We start from the raw sequence: 17,039 nt of genomic DNA on the forward strand, positions 1-17,039 counted from the left end.
TCAGCGGTAGAGATCAGCGCGGGTCAGCGGCAGGTCGTGACTGCCGTCCGCTCTGGGTTTGACCGCTAGGATCTGATGCAGATTGATCCAGCCGCGGGTAAACGCGTAGGAACAGCCCGCCAGATAAAGCCGCCAGATGCGCAAGGCTTTTTCCGGGACCATGGCGGACGCTTCTTCGAGCCGGCCCTCAAGATTGTCGCTCCAGAATTTCAGCGTGCGTGCGTAGTGCAACCGCAGGCTTTCCACGTCCACTACTTCCAGCCCGGCCTCACTGATGGAACCGCTGATCATCGATACGTGCGGCAACTCCCCGTGGGGAAACACGTAGCGCTCGATGAAGGTTCCGGCCCCGCGGCCCACCGGACGACCGTCCAGGTGCTTCGCGGTGATCCCGTGGTTCATCACCAGCCCACCTTCACGCACCGCGCCGAAAAGGCGCTGGCAATACAGGTCCAGATTGGCATGGCCGACATGTTCGAACATGCCGACGCTGACCACCTTGTCGAAACGACCATCCTGGGGCAGGTCGCGATAGTCGAGGATCTGTAGCTCAACCTGCTTCTGCAACCCTTCGGCCTTGACTCGCTCGCGACCCAGCTTCAACTGCTCCTTGCTCAGGGTGATGCCAAACACCTTGGCCCCGAACTCCCGCGCAGCGAAACGCGCCAGCCCGCCCCAGCCACATCCGACGTCCAGCAGGTAATCGCCCTGCGTAAGTCGCAGCTTGCGGCACAGGTGCTCGAACTTGTTCTGTTGAGCCTGTTCCAGGGTGTCGTCGGCGGTCTTGAAATAGGCGCAGGAGTAAGCCATGTCCGGGTCCAGCCAGAGCTGGTAGAAGGCATTGGACAGGTCGTAGTGGTAGGAGATGGCGGAAGCATCAGTCGCCTTGTCGTGCTCGACGCGTACGGGCACGTCGTCTTCTTCATCCTTGAGCAACGCCTCACTGAGTTCATCGCAGACCCGGATGACCTCACTGATAGTTCCTTCCAGTTCCAGCTTGCCTTCGACGAACGCCGTGCCCAGTTCATCCAGGCCCGGATGGGTGAGCTGACTCATCAGCGTCGGATCCTTGACCAGAATGGTGACCTGCGGCTGAGGGCCTAGATCGAACTCATGGCCATCCCAGAGCCGTAGACGAAGCGGCAAATGCAAGCTTTGCAGCGCTGGCGGAAGTTGCACGAGCATGAAGTGAACCCTCCCATGTTTTCGTAGGACGTCATGGGAAAAGGGTAGTTCATATGTAAGATCTTTCAGGCTATTAGGACCATAGTCTGACGCTATCGAAACTGTTCAGCGGAATTATCTTTGTGTAAAAACAAGCCATAAATTGTATACAACTTATCGTTCGAACGACTAACCTTGGCGCCACTTTCGACACTTCATCCGGGAGCACAACAATGAAAAGCTACGACGTCCTCATCATCGGCGGCGGCCCCGGCGGTTACAACGCCGCCATTCGCGCCGGGCAACTGGGCCTGAGCGTCGCCTGTATCGAGGGCCGCTCGACGCTCGGCGGCACCTGCCTCAACGTCGGCTGCATGCCCTCCAAGGCACTGCTGCATGCATCGGAACTCTATGAAGCGGCCAGCGGCGCCGAGTTCGCTCACCTCGGTATCGAGGTCAAGCCGAGCCTGAACCTCGCGCAAATGATGAAGCAGAAGGAAGAGAGCGTGACCGGCCTGACCAAAGGCATCGAGTTTCTCTTTCGCAAGAACAAGGTGGACTGGATCAAGGGCTGGGGTCGCCTGGATGGCGCCGGCAAGGTAAAGGTCACCGATGATCAGGGGAACGTCAGCGACTACACCGCCAAGGACATCGTCATCGCCACCGGCTCCGAGCCCACTCCCCTGCCCGGCGTGACCATCGACAACCAGCGCATCATCGACTCCACCGGCGCCTTGTCGCTGCCGCAAGTGCCCAAGCACCTGGTGGTGATCGGTGCTGGCGTGATCGGCCTGGAACTGGGTTCGGTGTGGCGCCGGCTGGGCAGCGAAGTGACCGTGATCGAATACCTCGACCGGATCTGCCCCGGCATCGATGAAGAAACCGCCAAGACCCTGCAACGCTCCCTGGCCAAGCAAGGCATGGCCTTCAAGCTCGGTAGCAAAGTCACCCAGGCCACCCCGTCGGCCGACGGCGTCAGCCTGACCCTGGAGCCCGCTGCCGGCGGCGAAGCCCAGACGCTGCAAGCCGATTACGTGCTGGTGGCCATCGGTCGTCGTCCGTACACCGAGGGCCTGGGCCTAGACAGCGTCGGCCTGCAGACCGACAAACGCGGCATGCTGGAGAACCAGGGCCATCGCACCAGCGTGCCGGGCGTCTGGGTCATCGGCGACGTCACCTCCGGGCCGATGCTGGCGCACAAGGCCGAAGACGAAGCCATCGCCTGCATCGAGCGCATCCACGGCAAGCCGCACGAAGTGAACTACGGCCTGATCCCGGGCGTGATCTACACCAAGCCGGAGCTGGCCACTGTCGGTAAGACCGAAGAGCAGCTAAAGGCGGAAGGTCGTGCCTACAAGGTCGGAAAATTCCCGTTCATGGCCAACAGCCGGGCGAAGATCAACCACGAGACCGAAGGCTTCGCCAAAGTCATCGCCGACGCCGAGACCGATCAGGTCCTGGGCGTGCACCTGGTGGGTCCGTGCGTCAGCGAGATGATCGGCGAGTACTGCGTGGCCATGGAGTTCGCCGCCTCGGCGGAAGACATCGCACTGATTTGTCATCCGCATCCGACGCGTTCGGAAGCCCTGCGCCAAGCGGCAATGAACGTTGACGGCATGGCAATGCAGATCTGAACACGCTCATCGCTGGCAAGCAGGAGCACCCGACTTGCCAGCGATGAGACCTCAGGTCCTGAACCGCGACACCAAACGCCCGCCCGGGCTGCCTCGATGGCTGCGTTGAGCGCCAGCAGGTTGGTCTGTTCGGCGATAGAGCGAATGGTGCCGAGGAGGGTGTTGATGTCCTGGCTCTCGCGTTCGAGTTCCTGCATCGCCTCGGTGGACTGCTGCAGGTTTTCGCTCAGGCGGGCAACGCTGCTGGTCGCCTGCTCGATCTGCTGCTGGCCGGCGTTTACCTGACGCTGACCGGCATCGGCGGACGACGCGGCATTGCTGCACGACCTCGCCACTTCGTTGGCCGTGGCCACCATCTCGTTGAACGCGGTCGACACCAGTTCGACCGCCTGACGCTGGCGCCCAGTGGCATCGCCCATGTTCGAAGCGACGCGGCTGTTGGTTTCCGAGGCGCTTTGCAGATCGGCGGACGCATTGCCGATGCGCTGCACCAGCACGCGGATACGCTCGACAAACTGGTTGAACCAGCCAGCCAGCGCGGCGGTTTCGTCGTTGCCCTTCACCTGCAGCGAGCGCGTCAGATCGCCCTCACCCTGAGCGATGTCCTCAAGGCTGCCGGCCACGCCCTTGATCGGGTTGACGATCAGGTTGGCGAACGCAGCGCCCGTGTCCTCGATCAGCAACAGGTAGCCGCTTTCGCCGAGCTTGGATTTGCCAATGAACCCGGCCAGTTGCGCCAGCGACACGTCGGTTCCCATCACCCCGATCACTTCACCGGACGGGCCGTGAATCGTGCGTACAGTGCAAATCAACGCTTCATTACCCCACAGCTACGCGCCGGCGCGGGAAACCTTGCCAGGGTTGGCGAGCGCCTTTTGATACCACGGGCGTTGACAATGGCTGAGGCGGGGAATTTACAGCGAGGAAAAAAGCGAAGGGAGCGTACGAAAGACGCTCCCTTGCCTGATATTACACGTGCTTTCGCTTACTCAACCGTAACCGACTTGGCCAGGTTGCGCGGCTGGTCGACGTCGGTGCCCTTGAGCACGGCGACGTAGTACGACAGCAACTGCAGCGGGATGGTGTAGAGGATCGGCGCCAGCGCATCGGCGATGTGCGGCATGGCGATGACGTGGGTGCCTTCGCCATTGCTCATGCCGGCCTGCTCGTCAGCGAACACGACCAACTGACCACCACGAGCGCGCACTTCCTGCAGGTTGGACTTGAGCTTCTCCAACAGTTCGTTGTTAGGCGCCACGGTAACGACTGGCATGTCGTTATCCACAAGGGCCAACGGACCGTGCTTGAGCTCACCGGCCGGATAGGCTTCGGCGTGGATGTAGGAAATCTCCTTGAGCTTGAGCGCTCCTTCCATCGCCACCGGGAATTGCGCGCCACGACCGAGGAACAGGGTGTGGTGCTTGTCGGCGAACAGCTCGGAGATTTTCTCTACAGTGGCGTCCATCGCCAGCGCCTCGCCAAGGCGAACCGGCAGGCGACGCAGTTGCTCGACCAGCTCAGCCTCTACACCCGCCGCCAAGGTGCCACGCACCTGGCCCAGGGACAGGGTCAGCAGCATCAGCGAAACCAGTTGGGTGGTGAAGGCCTTGGTGGAGGCCACGCCGATTTCCGGGCCGGCCAGGGTCAGCAGGGTCAGGTCCGATTCGCGCACCAGGGAGCTGATGCCGACGTTGCAGATGGCCAGGCTGCCGAGGAAGCCCAGCTCCTTGGCGTTGCGCAGGGCAGCCAGGGTGTCGGCAGTTTCGCCAGACTGGGAAATCGATACGAACAGGGTGTCAGGCTGCACCACCACCTTGCGGTAGCGGAACTCGCTGGCCACTTCGACCTGACACGGGATGCCGGCCAGCTCTTCCAGCCAGTATCGGGCGACCATACCGGCGTGGTAGCTGGTGCCGCAGGCGACGATTTGTACGTTGCGCACTTTGGCGAACAGCTCGGCAGCTTTCGGACCAAACGCCTGAACCAGCACGTGGTCGCTACCCAGACGGCCTTCCAGGGTGCGCTGGACGACGGCAGGCTGCTCATGGATTTCCTTGAGCATGAAGTGGCGGTATTCGCCCTTGTCCGCGGCTTCCGCACCTTCGTGGTATTGCACGGTTTCACGTTGCACTGGCGCGCCGCTGGCGTCCCAGATGCTCACCTGCTCACGACGGATCTCGGCGATATCGCCTTCTTCCAGGTACATGAAACGATCGGTTACCTGACGCAGCGCCAGTTGGTCAGACGCCAGGAAGTTTTCGCCAAGGCCCAGGCCAATCACCAGCGGGCTGCCACTGCGGGCGGCCAGCAGACGGTCAGGCTGTTTGGCGCTGATCACCGCCAGGCCATAAGCACCGTGCAACTGCTTGACCGTGGCCTTGAGCGCATCGGTCAGGTCCGGGATGGTTTTCAGGGTGTGGTGCAGCAGGTGCACGATCACTTCGGTATCGGTTTCGGAACTGAACACGTAACCGAGTGCTTTGAGCTGCTCGCGCAGGGCTTCGTGGTTCTCGATGATGCCGTTGTGCACCACCGCCAGCTCATGCCCGGAGAAATGCGGGTGGGCATTGTGTTCGGTCGGTGCGCCATGGGTGGCCCAACGGGTGTGGGCAATGCCCAGCTGGCCAACCAGCGGCTCGGCGGCGACGGCAGCCTGCAGTTCGCTGACCTTGCCGATACGGCGGCGACGTTCGAGGGTTCCTTGCTGGGTGAAGACGGCAAGACCTGCGCTGTCATAGCCGCGGTACTCGAGACGTTTCAGGCCTTCAATCAGAATGGCGGTGATATTGCGTTCGGCGACGGCGCCAACAATTCCACACATAAATTAATGCTCCTGGCTGATAGCGGCACAAATCACGTTTATGCCACGGGCTTCAATATGTTCGCGAGCCTCATCGGGCAGGCGTTCATCTGTAATAAGGGTGTTCACGCTGCTCCACGGCAGCTCAAGGTTGGGAATCTTGCGCCCGACCTTGTCCGACTCGACCATCACAATCACTTCCCGGGCGACCTCGGCCATGACCCGGCTCAGCCCCAGCAACTCATTGAACGTGGTGGTGCCACGGACAAGATCGATGCCATCGGCGCCGATAAACAACTGGTCGAAGTCGTAGGAACGTAGTACCTGCTCGGCAACCTGGCCCTGGAACGACTCGGAGTGCGGATCCCAGGTGCCGCCGGTCATCAACAGCACCGGCTCATGCTCAAGCTCGCTCAGTGCGCGGGCCACATTCAGGGAATTGGTCATCACCACCAGACCGGGCTGGAGACCCAGTTCAGGAATCATCGCCGCGGTGGTGCTGCCACTGTCGATGATGATCCGCGCATGCTCACGAATTCGCGCCACCGCAGCACGGGCGATGGCCTGCTTATACAGGGAGACGGGTTGGGTCTGATCGGCAATCAGCTCTTGCGGCATGGTCACCGCGCCGCCATAGCGACGCAGCAGCAGACCGTTGGTTTCGAGCGCCGCCAGATCCTTGCGAATGGTGACTTCGGAAGTTTCGAAACGCTTGGCCAGCTCATCCACACTCACCTCGCCCTTTTCATTGAGCAAAGCGAGGATGTTGTGTCGGCGTTGGGGCGTATTTCGTTTCGACATTGGCTGGTAAGTTTCGTTTCGAAAGATAGCGGTGCCAATCAAAACCTAATGCACTGTTTTGGTCAAGGCAGATGTTGAAAAAAGTGATGTGGATAACATTATTGGCAGGGCCGATTATCCACAGGGTGCGCCTGAAATGAAAAAGGCCGACTTATGCACAATGCACGTCGGCCTTCTATTCAGCTGTGAATAACTCAGCTCTTCTTGAGCTTCTCCGGCCGCTTCCAGCCATCGATATTTTTCTGACGAGCCCGGCCCACCGCCAGCTGCGAAGGCTCTACGTTCTGGGTGATGGTCGAACCGGCAGCGGTAGTCGCGCCGTCCTTGATATCCACAGGGGCAACCAGCGAGTTGTTCGAACCGATGAACACATCCTCGCCCAGCACGGTCTTGAACTTGTTGGCACCATCATAGTTGCAGGTGATGGTGCCGGCGCCGATGTTGGTACGGGCACCGATTTCCGCGTCACCCAGGTAAGTCAGGTGACCAGCCTTGGCGCCCTCGCCCATATGAGCGTTCTTCAGTTCGACAAAGTTACCCACATGGGCACGGGCTTCCAGCACGGTGCCGGGACGCAGACGTGCGAACGGGCCGGCATCGCTGCCCTCACCCAGCACGGCGCCTTCTATATGGCTGTTCGCCTTGATGACGACGCCCTTGCGCAGGGTGCTGTTCTTGATCACGCAATTCGGTCCGATCTGGACGTCATCTTCGATTACCACGCGGCCTTCCAGAACCACGTTGATATCGATGAGTACATCGCGGCCGACACTGACTTCACCGCGCACATCGAAACGCGCCGGGTCACGCAGGGTCACGCCAAGGGCCATCAGGCGGCGAGCTTCGCGGAACTGGTAATGACGCTCCAGCTCGGCCAGTTGCCGACGATCATTGGCGCCCTGCACTTCCATCGGGTCCAGCGGCTGCTCGGTAGCGACCACCAGGCCATCGGCTACGGCCATGGCGATCACATCGGTCAGGTAGTACTCGCCCTGGGCATTGTCGTTGGACAGGCGGCCCAGCCACTCGGTCAGGCGAGCGCCCGGGACGGCGAGAATACCGGTGTTGCCTTCGCGAATGGCTTTCTGCGCCTCGCTGGCATCCTTGTGCTCGACAATCGCCGCGACCTTCCCTTCGGCGTCGCGCACGATGCGACCATAGCCGGTCGGGTCCTGCAGGGTGACGGTCAGCAAGCCGAGTTGCTGCTCGTTGACCTTCGCCAGCAGGCGATTGAGGGTTTCCACTTCGATCAGCGGCACGTCACCGTACAGAATCAACACGGTGTCGGCACTCAACGCCGGCAGTGCCTGAGCGACCGCATGGCCAGTGCCCAGTTGTTTATCCTGGAGAACGAAATTCAGATCCTCCGCGGCGAGGCGCTCACGGACCAGCTCTGCACCATGACCGATGACGACGTGGATGCCCTGCGGCTGCAACTGGCGCGCGCTGTGGATAACGTGGCCAAGCATGGAGTTGCCGGCGACCGGGTGCAGCACCTTCGGCAATGCGGAACGCATGCGAGTCCCTTGGCCTGCGGCGAGAATAACGATATCGAGAGACATTGACTGGCTACCAATCCTGGGTGATCAGCGATGTGACCGGGGGGAAGAATTCGGAAAAAGAAAAAGGGTAGCCGAGGCTACCCTTTAACTCAATTGCGTCAGAAGTGATCGGCAAGCGCCGTATTACTTCTTGCGCATTTGCTGGACGGTACGCAGCTGGGCTGCGGCCTCGGCCAGACGTGCAGCAGCGGCGCTGTAATCGAAATCCGCGCCTTTGCTGTTCAGGGCATTTTCGGCAGCCTTGAGGGCTTCCTGCGCCTGAGCTTCATCCAGGTCTGCAGCGCGTTGCACGGTGTCGGCGAGAACCTTGACCATGTTCGGCTGGACCTCAAGGAAGCCACCAGAGATGTAGAACACTTCCTGGGAGCCGCCCTGCTTGGTCAGCGTGATCGGACCCGGCTTGAGATTGGTGATCAGCGGCGCGTGGCCTGGAGCGATACCAAGATCACCCAGGTTACCGTGCGCAACCACCATCTCGACCAGACCGGAGAAGATTTCTCCTTCCGCGCTGACGATATCGCAATGGACTGTCATAGCCATTTGCTTGCCTCGACCTGATTAGCGCCCCTTTCGGGGCGCCGGGATTACAGTTTCTTGGCTTTCTCGACCGCTTCTTCGATGCTGCCGACCATGTAGAACGCTTGTTCTGGCAGGTGGTCGTAGTCACCTTTGAGGATGCCGCTGAAGCCAGCAATGGTGTCTTTCAGGGAAACGTATTTACCTGGGGAACCAGTGAAGACTTCTGCCACGAAGAACGGCTGGGACAGGAAGCGCTGGATCTTACGAGCACGGGATACCAGCTGCTTGTCGGTTTCGGACAGTTCGTCCATACCCAGGATCGCGATGATGTCTTTCAGCTCTTTGTAGCGCTGCAGCACGTACTGGACGCCGCGGGCGGTGTCGTAGTGCTCGTTGCCGATGACGTTCGGGTCCAGTTGGCGCGAAGTCGAGTCCAGTGGATCGACCGCTGGGTAGATACCCAGGGAAGCGATGTCACGGGACAGTACGACGGTGGCGTCCAAGTGGGCGAAGGTGGTCGCTGGCGACGGGTCGGTCAAGTCGTCCGCAGGTACGTATACCGCTTGGATCGAGGTGATCGAACCTTCCTTGGTCGAAGTGATACGTTCTTGCAGAACGCCCATCTCTTCAGCCAGGGTCGGCTGGTAACCTACTGCGGAAGGCATACGGCCCAGCAGTGCGGATACTTCAGTACCGGCCAGGGTGTAACGATAGATGTTGTCGACGAACAGCAGAACGTCGTTACCTTCGTCACGGAACTTCTCAGCCATGGTCAGGCCGGTCAGCGCTACGCGCAGACGGTTTCCTGGTGGCTCGTTCATCTGACCGTAGACCAAGGCTACTTTGTCGAGAACGTTGGAGTCCTTCATCTCGTGGTAGAAGTCGTTACCCTCACGAGTACGCTCACCCACACCGGCGAACACGGAATATCCGCTGTGCTCGATGGCGATGTTACGGATCAGTTCCATCATGTTTACGGTTTTGCCTACACCGGCACCACCGAACAGACCAACCTTACCACCCTTGGCGAACGGGCAAACCAGGTCGATAACCTTGATGCCAGTTTCCAGCAGGTCGTTGCCGCCTGCCTGGTCAGCGAAGGAAGGCGCAGGACGGTGAATGCCCCAACGCTCTTCTTCGCCGATCGGACCAGCTTCGTCGATCGGGTTGCCCAGGACGTCCATGATCCGGCCCAGGGTCGCTTTACCGACCGGTACGGAGATGGCTGCCTTGGTGTCGATAACGTCCAGACCGCGCTTCAAGCCTTCGGTCGAACCCATCGCAATGGTACGAACCACGCCGTCGCCCAGCTGCTGCTGAACTTCCAGGGTGGTTTCTGCGCCTTGTACTTTCAGTGCGTTATACACACTCGGAACGCTGTCACGTGGGAATTCCACGTCGATGACGGCGCCGATGATTTGAACGATACGTCCGCTACTCATAGCTGGATCCTCTGAATATTTGAACCGTTAAACCGCGGCAGCGCCGCCGACGATTTCCGAGATCTCTTGGGTGATCGCAGCCTGACGCGCCTTGTTGTAGATCAGCTGCAATTCGCTGATCAGGTCACCGGCGTTGTCGGTGGCGTTCTTCATCGCGATCATCCGGGCAGCTTGTTCAGCCGCGTTGTTCTCGACCACCGCCTGGTAGACCTGCGACTCCACGTAACGCACCATCAAGCCGTCCAGCAGCTCTTTGGCGTCAGGTTCGTAGAGGTAGTCCCAGTGGTGCTTGAGTTCTTGATCCGGGGTTGCCACCAACGGAATCAACTGCTCGACCGTTGGCTGTTGCGTCATGGTATTGATGAACTTGTTCGATACCACGGACAGACGATCGATACGGCCGTCCAGGTAAGCGTCCAGCATGACTTTGACGCTACCGATCAGATCGTTGATCGACGGCTCTTCGCCCAGGTGGCTGATCGCAGCAACAACGTTACCGCCGAAGCTACGGAAGAATGCTGCACCCTTGCTGCCGACCACGCACAGATCGATCTCGACGCCTTGTTCGCGGTTTACCGCCATGTCCTTGACCAGGGCCTTGAACAGGTTGGTGTTCAAGCCGCCGCACAGACCACGGTCACTGCTCACTACGACATAACCGGCGCGCTTTACAGGGCGATCGATCATGAACGGGTGGCGGTATTCCGGGTTGGCGTTGGCCAGATGACCAATCACCTGGCGGATGCGCTCCGCGTAAGGACGGCTAGCAGCCATGCGCATTTGAGCCTTGCGCATTTTGCTGACCGCCACTTTTTCCATGGCGCTGGTAATTTTTTGCGTGCTTTTGATGCTCGCAATCTTACTGCGAATCTCTTTTGCGCCTGCCATGTAACACCTATCAGGTTAGCAAGCGGGGGCTGCAAAGCCCCCGCTGCGGCTTACCAGGTTTGGGTGGCCTTGAACTTCTCGATACCGGCTTTGATGCCAGCGTCGATTTCGTCGTTGAAGTCACCCTTCACGTTGATCTTCGCCATCAGTTCGGCGTGATCACGGTTGAAGTAAGCGATCAGGGCTTGTTCGAAGCTACCGATCTTGGCGATTTCAACGTCGGTCAGGAACCCACGCTCAGCGGCATACAGCGACAGCGCCATGTCAGCAATGGACATAGGAGCGTATTGCTTCTGCTTCATCAGCTCGGTAACACGTTGACCGTGCTCGAGTTGCTTACGGGTAGCTTCGTCCAGGTCAGAGGCGAACTGGGCGAATGCCGCCAGTTCACGGTACTGAGCCAGAGCGGTACGGATGCCACCGGACAGCTTCTTGATGATCTTGGTCTGAGCGGCACCACCCACACGGGATACCGAAACACCGGCGTTAACTGCAGGGCGGATGCCCGAGTTGAACATGGCCGATTCCAGGAAGATCTGACCGTCGGTGATGGAAATCACGTTGGTCGGAACGAACGCGGAAACGTCGCCAGCCTGGGTTTCGATGATCGGCAGTGCGGTCAGGGAACCGGTCTTGCCAGTTACAGCGCCGTTGGTGAACTTCTCGACGTACTCTTCGGAAACGCGCGAAGCACGCTCCAGCAGACGGGAGTGGAGATAGAACACGTCACCTGGGTACGCTTCACGTCCTGGTGGACGGCGCAGCAGCAGGGAGATCTGACGGTAGGCAACGGCTTGCTTGGACAGGTCGTCGTAAACGATCAGTGCGTCTTCACCGCGGTCGCGGAAGAACTCGCCCATGGTGCAACCGGCGTATGGCGCCAGGAATTGCAGTGCGGCGGATTCCGAAGCACTGGCAACCACCACGATGGTGTTGGCCAGGGCGCCGTTTTCTTCCAGCTTGCGAACGATGTTGGCAACGGTGGAACGCTTTTGGCCAACGGCAACATAAACGCAGAAAATACCGGAGTCTTTCTGGTTGATGATGGCGTCGATCGCCATGGCGGTCTTACCGATCTGACGGTCACCGATGATCAGCTCGCGCTGGCCACGGCCGACAGGAATCATGGCGTCGACGGATTTGTAGCCAGTCTGTACAGGCTGGTCTACCGACTTACGCCAGATAACGCCCGGAGCAACTTTCTCGACCGCGTCGGTCTCGGTGTTGCCCAGCGGGCCTTTGCCGTCAATTGGGTTGCCCAGTGCGTCAACGACGCGACCCAGCAGTTCCTTACCAACAGGAACTTCCAGGATGCGGCCGGTGCACTTGGCGCTCATGCCTTCAGCGAGGGTGTCGTAAGCGCCCAGTACTACCGCACCAACGGAGTCTTGCTCCAGGTTGAGGGCCATACCGTAGACGCCGCCTGGAAACTCGATCATTTCGCCGTACATAACGTCGGCCAGACCGTGAATCCGCACGATGCCGTCAGAAACGCTGACGACAGTACCTTCGTTGCGGGCTTGGGAGGCTACATCGAGATTCTCGATGCGGCCCTTGATGATTTCACTAATTTCGGAAGGATTGAGTTGCTGCATTGCTCTGCTGCCCCTTCAAACTCAAGATTTCAATGCTTCGGCCAGTTTCGCGATTTTGCCGCGAACCGAGCCATCGATTACCAGGTCACCTGCGCGGATCACGACACCACCGATAAGGGAGGCATCCTCCGTCGCATGCAGGCGCACTTCCCGGCTGAGCCGTGCACTGAGAACCTTGGCGAGTTTGTCTTGCTGTTCTTGGTTCAACGCAAAAGCACTGGTGACTTCCACGTCCACGGATTTCTCTTGTTCGGCCTTGTACAGCTCGAACAACGACGAAATCTCCGGCAACAGCAGGAGACGATCGTTTTCCGCGGCAACATGAATGAAATTCTGTGCCTGTGCATCAAACTTGTCACCGCAGACATTAATGAATGCGGCGGCCTTTTCTGCGCTCGTCAGTCGCGGGGCCTTGAGCAGGCGCTGCATTGTGCCGTCTTCCGACACTGCAGCAGCCAGGCCGAGCATGGCTGACCAATTGGCCAGTTGCTGATGGGCCTGGGCGTGCTCAAAGGCAGCCTTAGCGTAAGGTCGGGCCAACGTGGTCAGTTCTGCCATGATCGCCCTCGCTTAAATTTCAGCGGCCAGTTTGTTAACCAGCTCCGCATGCGCGTTTTGATCGATTGTGGCGCCAAGGATCTTTTCAGCACCGTTAACGGCCAGGCTACCCACTTGGGCGCGCAGCGCGTCTTTGACGCTGTTAATTTCCTGTTCGATCTCGGCCTGAGCCTGAGCCTTCACACGGTCAGCTTCGACGCGGGCCTGATCACGGGCTTCCTCGACGATCTGAGCACCGCGCTTCTTGGCTTGCTCAATGATTTCGGCTGCCTGAGCTTTAGCTTCGCGCAGTTGCTGACCCGCTTTATCTTGGGCCAGCTCCAGGTCGCGAGCTGCTCGGTTGGCAGCGTCCAGTCCGTCCGCGATCTTCTTTTGACGTTCTTGCAGAGCTGCAATGACCGGAGGCCATACAAACTTCATGCAGAACACCACGAAAATCAAGAACGCAAGGGACTGACCAATCAGGGTTGCATTAATATTCACGCCAACACCTCGCTCGTTCTTCGTCTATCACACCAATCCACTCGAATGATCGAGTGATTAGCCTGCGATTTGACCAACGAAGGGGTTCGCGAAGGTGAAGAACAGTGCGATACCAACACCGATCATGGTTACGGCGTCGAGCAGACCGGCAACGATGAACATTTTAACTTGGAGCATTGGAACCATCTCTGGCTGGCGAGCAGCGCCTTCCAGGAACTTGCCGCCCAGCAGGCCGAAACCAATGGCGGTACCCAGAGCACCCAGGCCGATCAGCAGAGCAACAGCGATAGCGGTAAGACCAACTACAGTTTCCATCTTTCCTCCCGACTTTTACGTCGTATTGGTTAGGTTTTTTAGTTTGAAGCGGTAAAACAAAATCGTTTGGTACAACGGTGCCCTTGCGGACTTTTTCGACCCTCCCTCGTACCGACGGGAGGATCATCAGACACGCCAGGCGGTCTTAATGGTTATCTTCGTGCGCCATCGAAAGGTAGACGATGGTGAGCATCATGAAGATGAATGCTTGCAGCGTGATGATCAGGATGTGGAACACAGCCCACGCCCATTGCAGCACGATACCCAGACCGCTCAGCCACAGCAGGCCGGAGCCGAACATCACGGCAATCAGGATGAACACCAGCTCGCCGGCGTACATGTTGCCGAACAGACGCAGAGCCAGCGAGATCGGCTTGGCGATCAGGGTCACGAACTCGAGCAGGAAGTTGACCGGAATCAGCAGGATCTGCACGAAGATGTTCTTGCTACCGAACGGGTGCAGGGTCAGTTCACCGAGGAAGCCGCCCAGGCCCTTGACCTTGATGCTGTAGAAAATGATCAGCGCGAACACACAGATTGCCATGGCCAGCGTGGCGTTCGGGTCGGTGGTGGATACGGCACGGAACGGAATGTGCGGATCACCCGAGATCATGATCGCCAGCTGAGGAATCCAGTCGACCGGAATCAGGTCGACGGCGTTCATCATGAAGACCCAGACGAAGATGGTCAGTGCCAGCGGTGCGATGACCGGGCTGCGGCCGTGGAAGGAGTCCTTCACGCTGCCGTTGACGAACTCGACCAGCACTTCAACGAAGTTCTGCAGGCCGCCGGGCAGGCCGGAGGTTGCTTTTTTCGCCGCGGCGCGGAAAAGAAGAATGAAGATCAGGCCCAGACCGAACGACCAACCCAGGGTGTCCGCATGGAACGCCCAGAAGCCCATTGCCTTGGCTTCTGCTGCGGAATGGGCAAAGCCCCAACCGCCATCTGGTAGTTGACCGAAGGTCAGGTTCTGCAAGTGGTGCTGGATATAGCCCGAAGCGGTTTCTGCTGCCATGTTTGCCTCAAACGCCCTAAGGTCTCGAAAGTCTTGTTTTCATCAGCAGGGGCGCGAACCAGCTGACCAGTTGGGTCAGCAAGAAGACGCCGAATACTGCTAATGGCGCCAATGGCTTCACTCCTGCGAACGTCAGTGCGAACAGCACCGCCGTCAAAATCAATTTGCCTGCCTCGCCTGCGTAAAACGACTTGACGATGGCTTGCGCTGCCCGGGCCCCGATAAACCGGAAAGCCTTATAGGCGAAATACACATTCGGTAGCCAGGCGATCAGACCTCCACAGAGGCCTGAATATCCGCTGACTGTCCCGCGCCACTGCCACAAAGCCAAAGCTGCCAACAGAAACACGACACATTGGGCCAGCAGTACCGGGAAAACCGCCCAGCGATGGAAAGGCAAGCGGTTTGGCGTGCGGGTTTCCATCAAAACTGCTCCCCTGAAGTCGGCCAACCAGTCAACTATGACTTGGCATAATTTGTGCCGACAAAATGCGCGCAGAGTATAGGGGCGGTTTAACCCCTATTCAACTGCCGGGTAGTGATTTCCGACTACGCGCTACAAAGGGAATTGTTTCAGCGGATGTGAGCAAGGACGCCCTGCAACTCATCCAGGGAGTTGTACTTAATAACTAATTGGCCCTTGCCTTTATTGCCATGACGTATCTGTACAGAAGACCCTAAACGCTCGGCCAGCCGTTGTTCCAGACGGGTTATATCCGGATCGGCCTTGGCTGGTTCCACAGGCTCAGGTTTGCCACTGAGCCACTGGCGAACCAGCGCTTCGGTCTGACGTACCGTCAGCCCGCGTGCGACAACGTGTCGCGCCCCTTCAACCTGCTGTTCTTCCGGTAATCCGAGCAGTGCACGTGCGTGCCCCATTTCCAGATCGCCATGGGACAACATGGTCTTGATGACTTCCGGCAAGGAGATCAGACGCAGCAGGTTGGCCACGGTGACCCGCGACTTGCCCACGGCATCGGCAACCTGTTGCTGAGTCAGCTGGAATTCGGTCTGCAGACGTTGCAGCGCATTCGCTTCCTCAACCGGGTTGAGATCTTCACGCTGGATGTTCTCGATCAGCGCCATCGCAATGGCAGCTTCATCCGGCACATCGCGCACCATCGCCGGGATAGTGTCGAGCCCGGCCTGCTGGCTGGCACGCCAGCGCCGCTCACCGGCGATGATTTCGTAGCGATCACCCTCGATAGGGCGGACCACGATCGGCTGCATGACGCCCTGGCCTCTGATCGACTGGGCCAGTTCTTCAAGCGCCTGCGGGTCCATGTCCCGGCGCGGCTGGTACTTGCCCCGCTGGATAAGGTCCAGCGGTAGGTGTTGCAGTTCTCTCTTGTCGACCTTTACAGCTTGCTCTTCAAGCGCGCTGACGGTCGGACCACTCAACAGTGCATCCAACCCACGTCCGAGACCTCGTTTCTTAACGGCCATGCGGATTCCTTAAGTTGTCTGTGCAGTGCGAGTTTGACGACGCTGGCGACGAACGAGTTCGCCCGCCAGGGCCAGGTAAGCCAGGGCGCCTCGGGATTGCTTGTCGTAGGCCAACGCCGGCATGCCAAAGCTCGGAGCCTCCGCCAGGCGAATGTTGCGAGGAATGACCGTGTCGTAGAGCTGCTCGCCGAAATGCTCCTTGAGCTGCACCGAAACATCGTTGTTCAGGCTCAGGCGCGGGTCGTACATCGTCCGCAGCAGGCCTTCGATCTTGAGCTCGGGATTGAGGCGGGCAGCGATGCGCTTGATGTTATCCACAAGGTCGCTGAGACCTTCCAGTGCATAGTATTCACACTGCATCGGAATGATCACGCCATCGGCGGCGACCAAGGCATTCAGGGTCAGCATCGACAGCGATGGCGGACAGTCGATGAGGATGTAGTCGTAGCTTTCCCGGATAGGCGCCAGCGCATTGCGCAAACGGCTTTCCTTCATCTGCATTTCCAGCAGCACCACCTCGGCGGCGGTCAGGTCACGGTTGGCCGGCAGCAGTTGATAACCACCGTGCTCGGAGATGTGCATGGCCTGGGCCAGGTCGCACTCGCCGATCAGCAGATCGTAGACCGAATGTTCCAGGACATGTTTATCCACACCGCTACCCATGGTGGCGTTGCCTTGTGGATCGAGGTCAATCAGCAGCACGCGACGCTTGGTTGCTACCAGCGAGGCCGCGAGATTGATACAGGTGGTGGTTTTACCCACGCCCCCTTTTTGGTTCGCAATCGCGAATACCTTAGCCATTCTTGCTTGTGTTCCC

The 17,039-nt window shown here is 59.1% G+C and carries 16 protein-coding genes and 1 pseudogene; 1 reads left to right on the plus strand and 16 read right to left on the minus strand.

Annotated features, from left to right (window positions below; genetic code table 11):
- Positions 1–1,185 (minus strand): C17 cyclopropane fatty acid synthase CfaB, encoded by a 1,185-nt coding sequence (cfaB, locus tag NTD82_RS25340; protein ID WP_262130737.1) that lies wholly within the window; start codon positions 1,183–1,185, stop codon positions 1–3.
- Between the two features lie 212 nt (positions 1,186–1,397).
- Between cfaB and lpdA the strand changes: the two genes are divergently transcribed.
- Entirely contained in the window at positions 1,398–2,798 is a 1,401-nt protein-coding gene (gene lpdA, locus NTD82_RS25345) for a dihydrolipoyl dehydrogenase (RefSeq protein WP_262130738.1), read from the plus strand.
- A 29-nt stretch (positions 2,799–2,827) separates the two neighbouring features.
- On the opposite strand, the pseudogene NTD82_RS25350 reads toward lpdA, so the two are convergent.
- The 15 genes and pseudogenes from NTD82_RS25350 to NTD82_RS25420 form a co-directional block, all read right to left on the minus strand.
- Positions 2,828–3,688: pseudogene (locus NTD82_RS25350) on the minus strand (methyl-accepting chemotaxis protein); the annotation flags it as partial.
- Between the two features lie 95 nt (positions 3,689–3,783).
- On the minus strand, positions 3,784–5,619 hold the full coding sequence (glmS, locus tag NTD82_RS25355) for a glutamine--fructose-6-phosphate transaminase (isomerizing) (protein ID WP_175653095.1): 1,836 nt from the start codon (positions 5,617–5,619) through the stop codon (positions 3,784–3,786).
- Between the two features lie 3 nt (positions 5,620–5,622).
- On the minus strand, positions 5,623–6,399 hold the full coding sequence (locus NTD82_RS25360; RefSeq protein WP_262130739.1) for a DeoR/GlpR family DNA-binding transcription regulator: 777 nt from the start codon (positions 6,397–6,399) through the stop codon (positions 5,623–5,625).
- Positions 6,400–6,593: 194 nt separating this feature from the next.
- Positions 6,594–7,961, minus strand: coding sequence for a bifunctional UDP-N-acetylglucosamine diphosphorylase/glucosamine-1-phosphate N-acetyltransferase GlmU (gene glmU, locus NTD82_RS25365; RefSeq protein WP_262130740.1), 1,368 nt, complete (start codon positions 7,959–7,961; stop codon positions 6,594–6,596).
- A 123-nt stretch (positions 7,962–8,084) separates the two neighbouring features.
- Positions 8,085–8,501, minus strand: coding sequence for a F0F1 ATP synthase subunit epsilon (locus tag NTD82_RS25370; RefSeq protein ID WP_095159130.1), 417 nt, complete (start codon positions 8,499–8,501; stop codon positions 8,085–8,087).
- Between the two features lie 44 nt (positions 8,502–8,545).
- Positions 8,546–9,922 (minus strand): F0F1 ATP synthase subunit beta, encoded by a 1,377-nt coding sequence (gene atpD / locus NTD82_RS25375; protein WP_095159129.1) that lies wholly within the window; start codon positions 9,920–9,922, stop codon positions 8,546–8,548.
- Between the two features lie 27 nt (positions 9,923–9,949).
- Entirely contained in the window at positions 9,950–10,810 is an 861-nt protein-coding gene (gene atpG / locus NTD82_RS25380) for a F0F1 ATP synthase subunit gamma (protein ID WP_095159128.1), read from the minus strand.
- A gap of 50 nt (positions 10,811–10,860) precedes the next feature.
- Entirely contained in the window at positions 10,861–12,405 is a 1,545-nt protein-coding gene (gene atpA / locus NTD82_RS25385) for a F0F1 ATP synthase subunit alpha (RefSeq protein WP_095159127.1), read from the minus strand.
- A 21-nt stretch (positions 12,406–12,426) separates the two neighbouring features.
- Entirely contained in the window at positions 12,427–12,963 is a 537-nt protein-coding gene (locus NTD82_RS25390; protein WP_095159126.1) for a F0F1 ATP synthase subunit delta, read from the minus strand.
- A gap of 12 nt (positions 12,964–12,975) precedes the next feature.
- A complete protein-coding gene (locus NTD82_RS25395) occupies positions 12,976–13,446 on the minus strand; it encodes a F0F1 ATP synthase subunit B (RefSeq protein ID WP_095159125.1) in 471 nt (156 codons plus the stop codon).
- A gap of 57 nt (positions 13,447–13,503) precedes the next feature.
- Entirely contained in the window at positions 13,504–13,761 is a 258-nt protein-coding gene (gene atpE / locus NTD82_RS25400) for a F0F1 ATP synthase subunit C (RefSeq protein WP_003097235.1), read from the minus strand.
- Between the two features lie 145 nt (positions 13,762–13,906).
- Complete coding sequence (gene atpB, locus NTD82_RS25405) at positions 13,907–14,776, minus strand: F0F1 ATP synthase subunit A (RefSeq protein ID WP_095159124.1); 870 nt, start codon at positions 14,774–14,776, stop codon at positions 13,907–13,909.
- Positions 14,777–14,792: 16 nt separating this feature from the next.
- On the minus strand, positions 14,793–15,200 hold the full coding sequence (locus NTD82_RS25410) for a F0F1 ATP synthase subunit I (protein WP_262130741.1): 408 nt from the start codon (positions 15,198–15,200) through the stop codon (positions 14,793–14,795).
- A gap of 149 nt (positions 15,201–15,349) precedes the next feature.
- Positions 15,350–16,222: a ParB/RepB/Spo0J family partition protein gene (locus tag NTD82_RS25415; RefSeq protein WP_262130742.1), complete on the minus strand. Its 873-nt coding sequence runs from the start codon at positions 16,220–16,222 to the stop codon at positions 15,350–15,352.
- Positions 16,223–16,231: 9 nt separating this feature from the next.
- On the minus strand, positions 16,232–17,023 hold the full coding sequence (locus NTD82_RS25420; RefSeq protein ID WP_095159121.1) for a ParA family protein: 792 nt from the start codon (positions 17,021–17,023) through the stop codon (positions 16,232–16,234).
- Positions 17,024–17,039 lie beyond the last annotated feature (16 nt).

Origin of the sequence: Pseudomonas sp. 5P_5.1_Bac1 (genome assembly GCF_025466015.1) — a bacterium.
Classification (GTDB): Bacteria; Pseudomonadota; Gammaproteobacteria; order Pseudomonadales; family Pseudomonadaceae; genus Aquipseudomonas.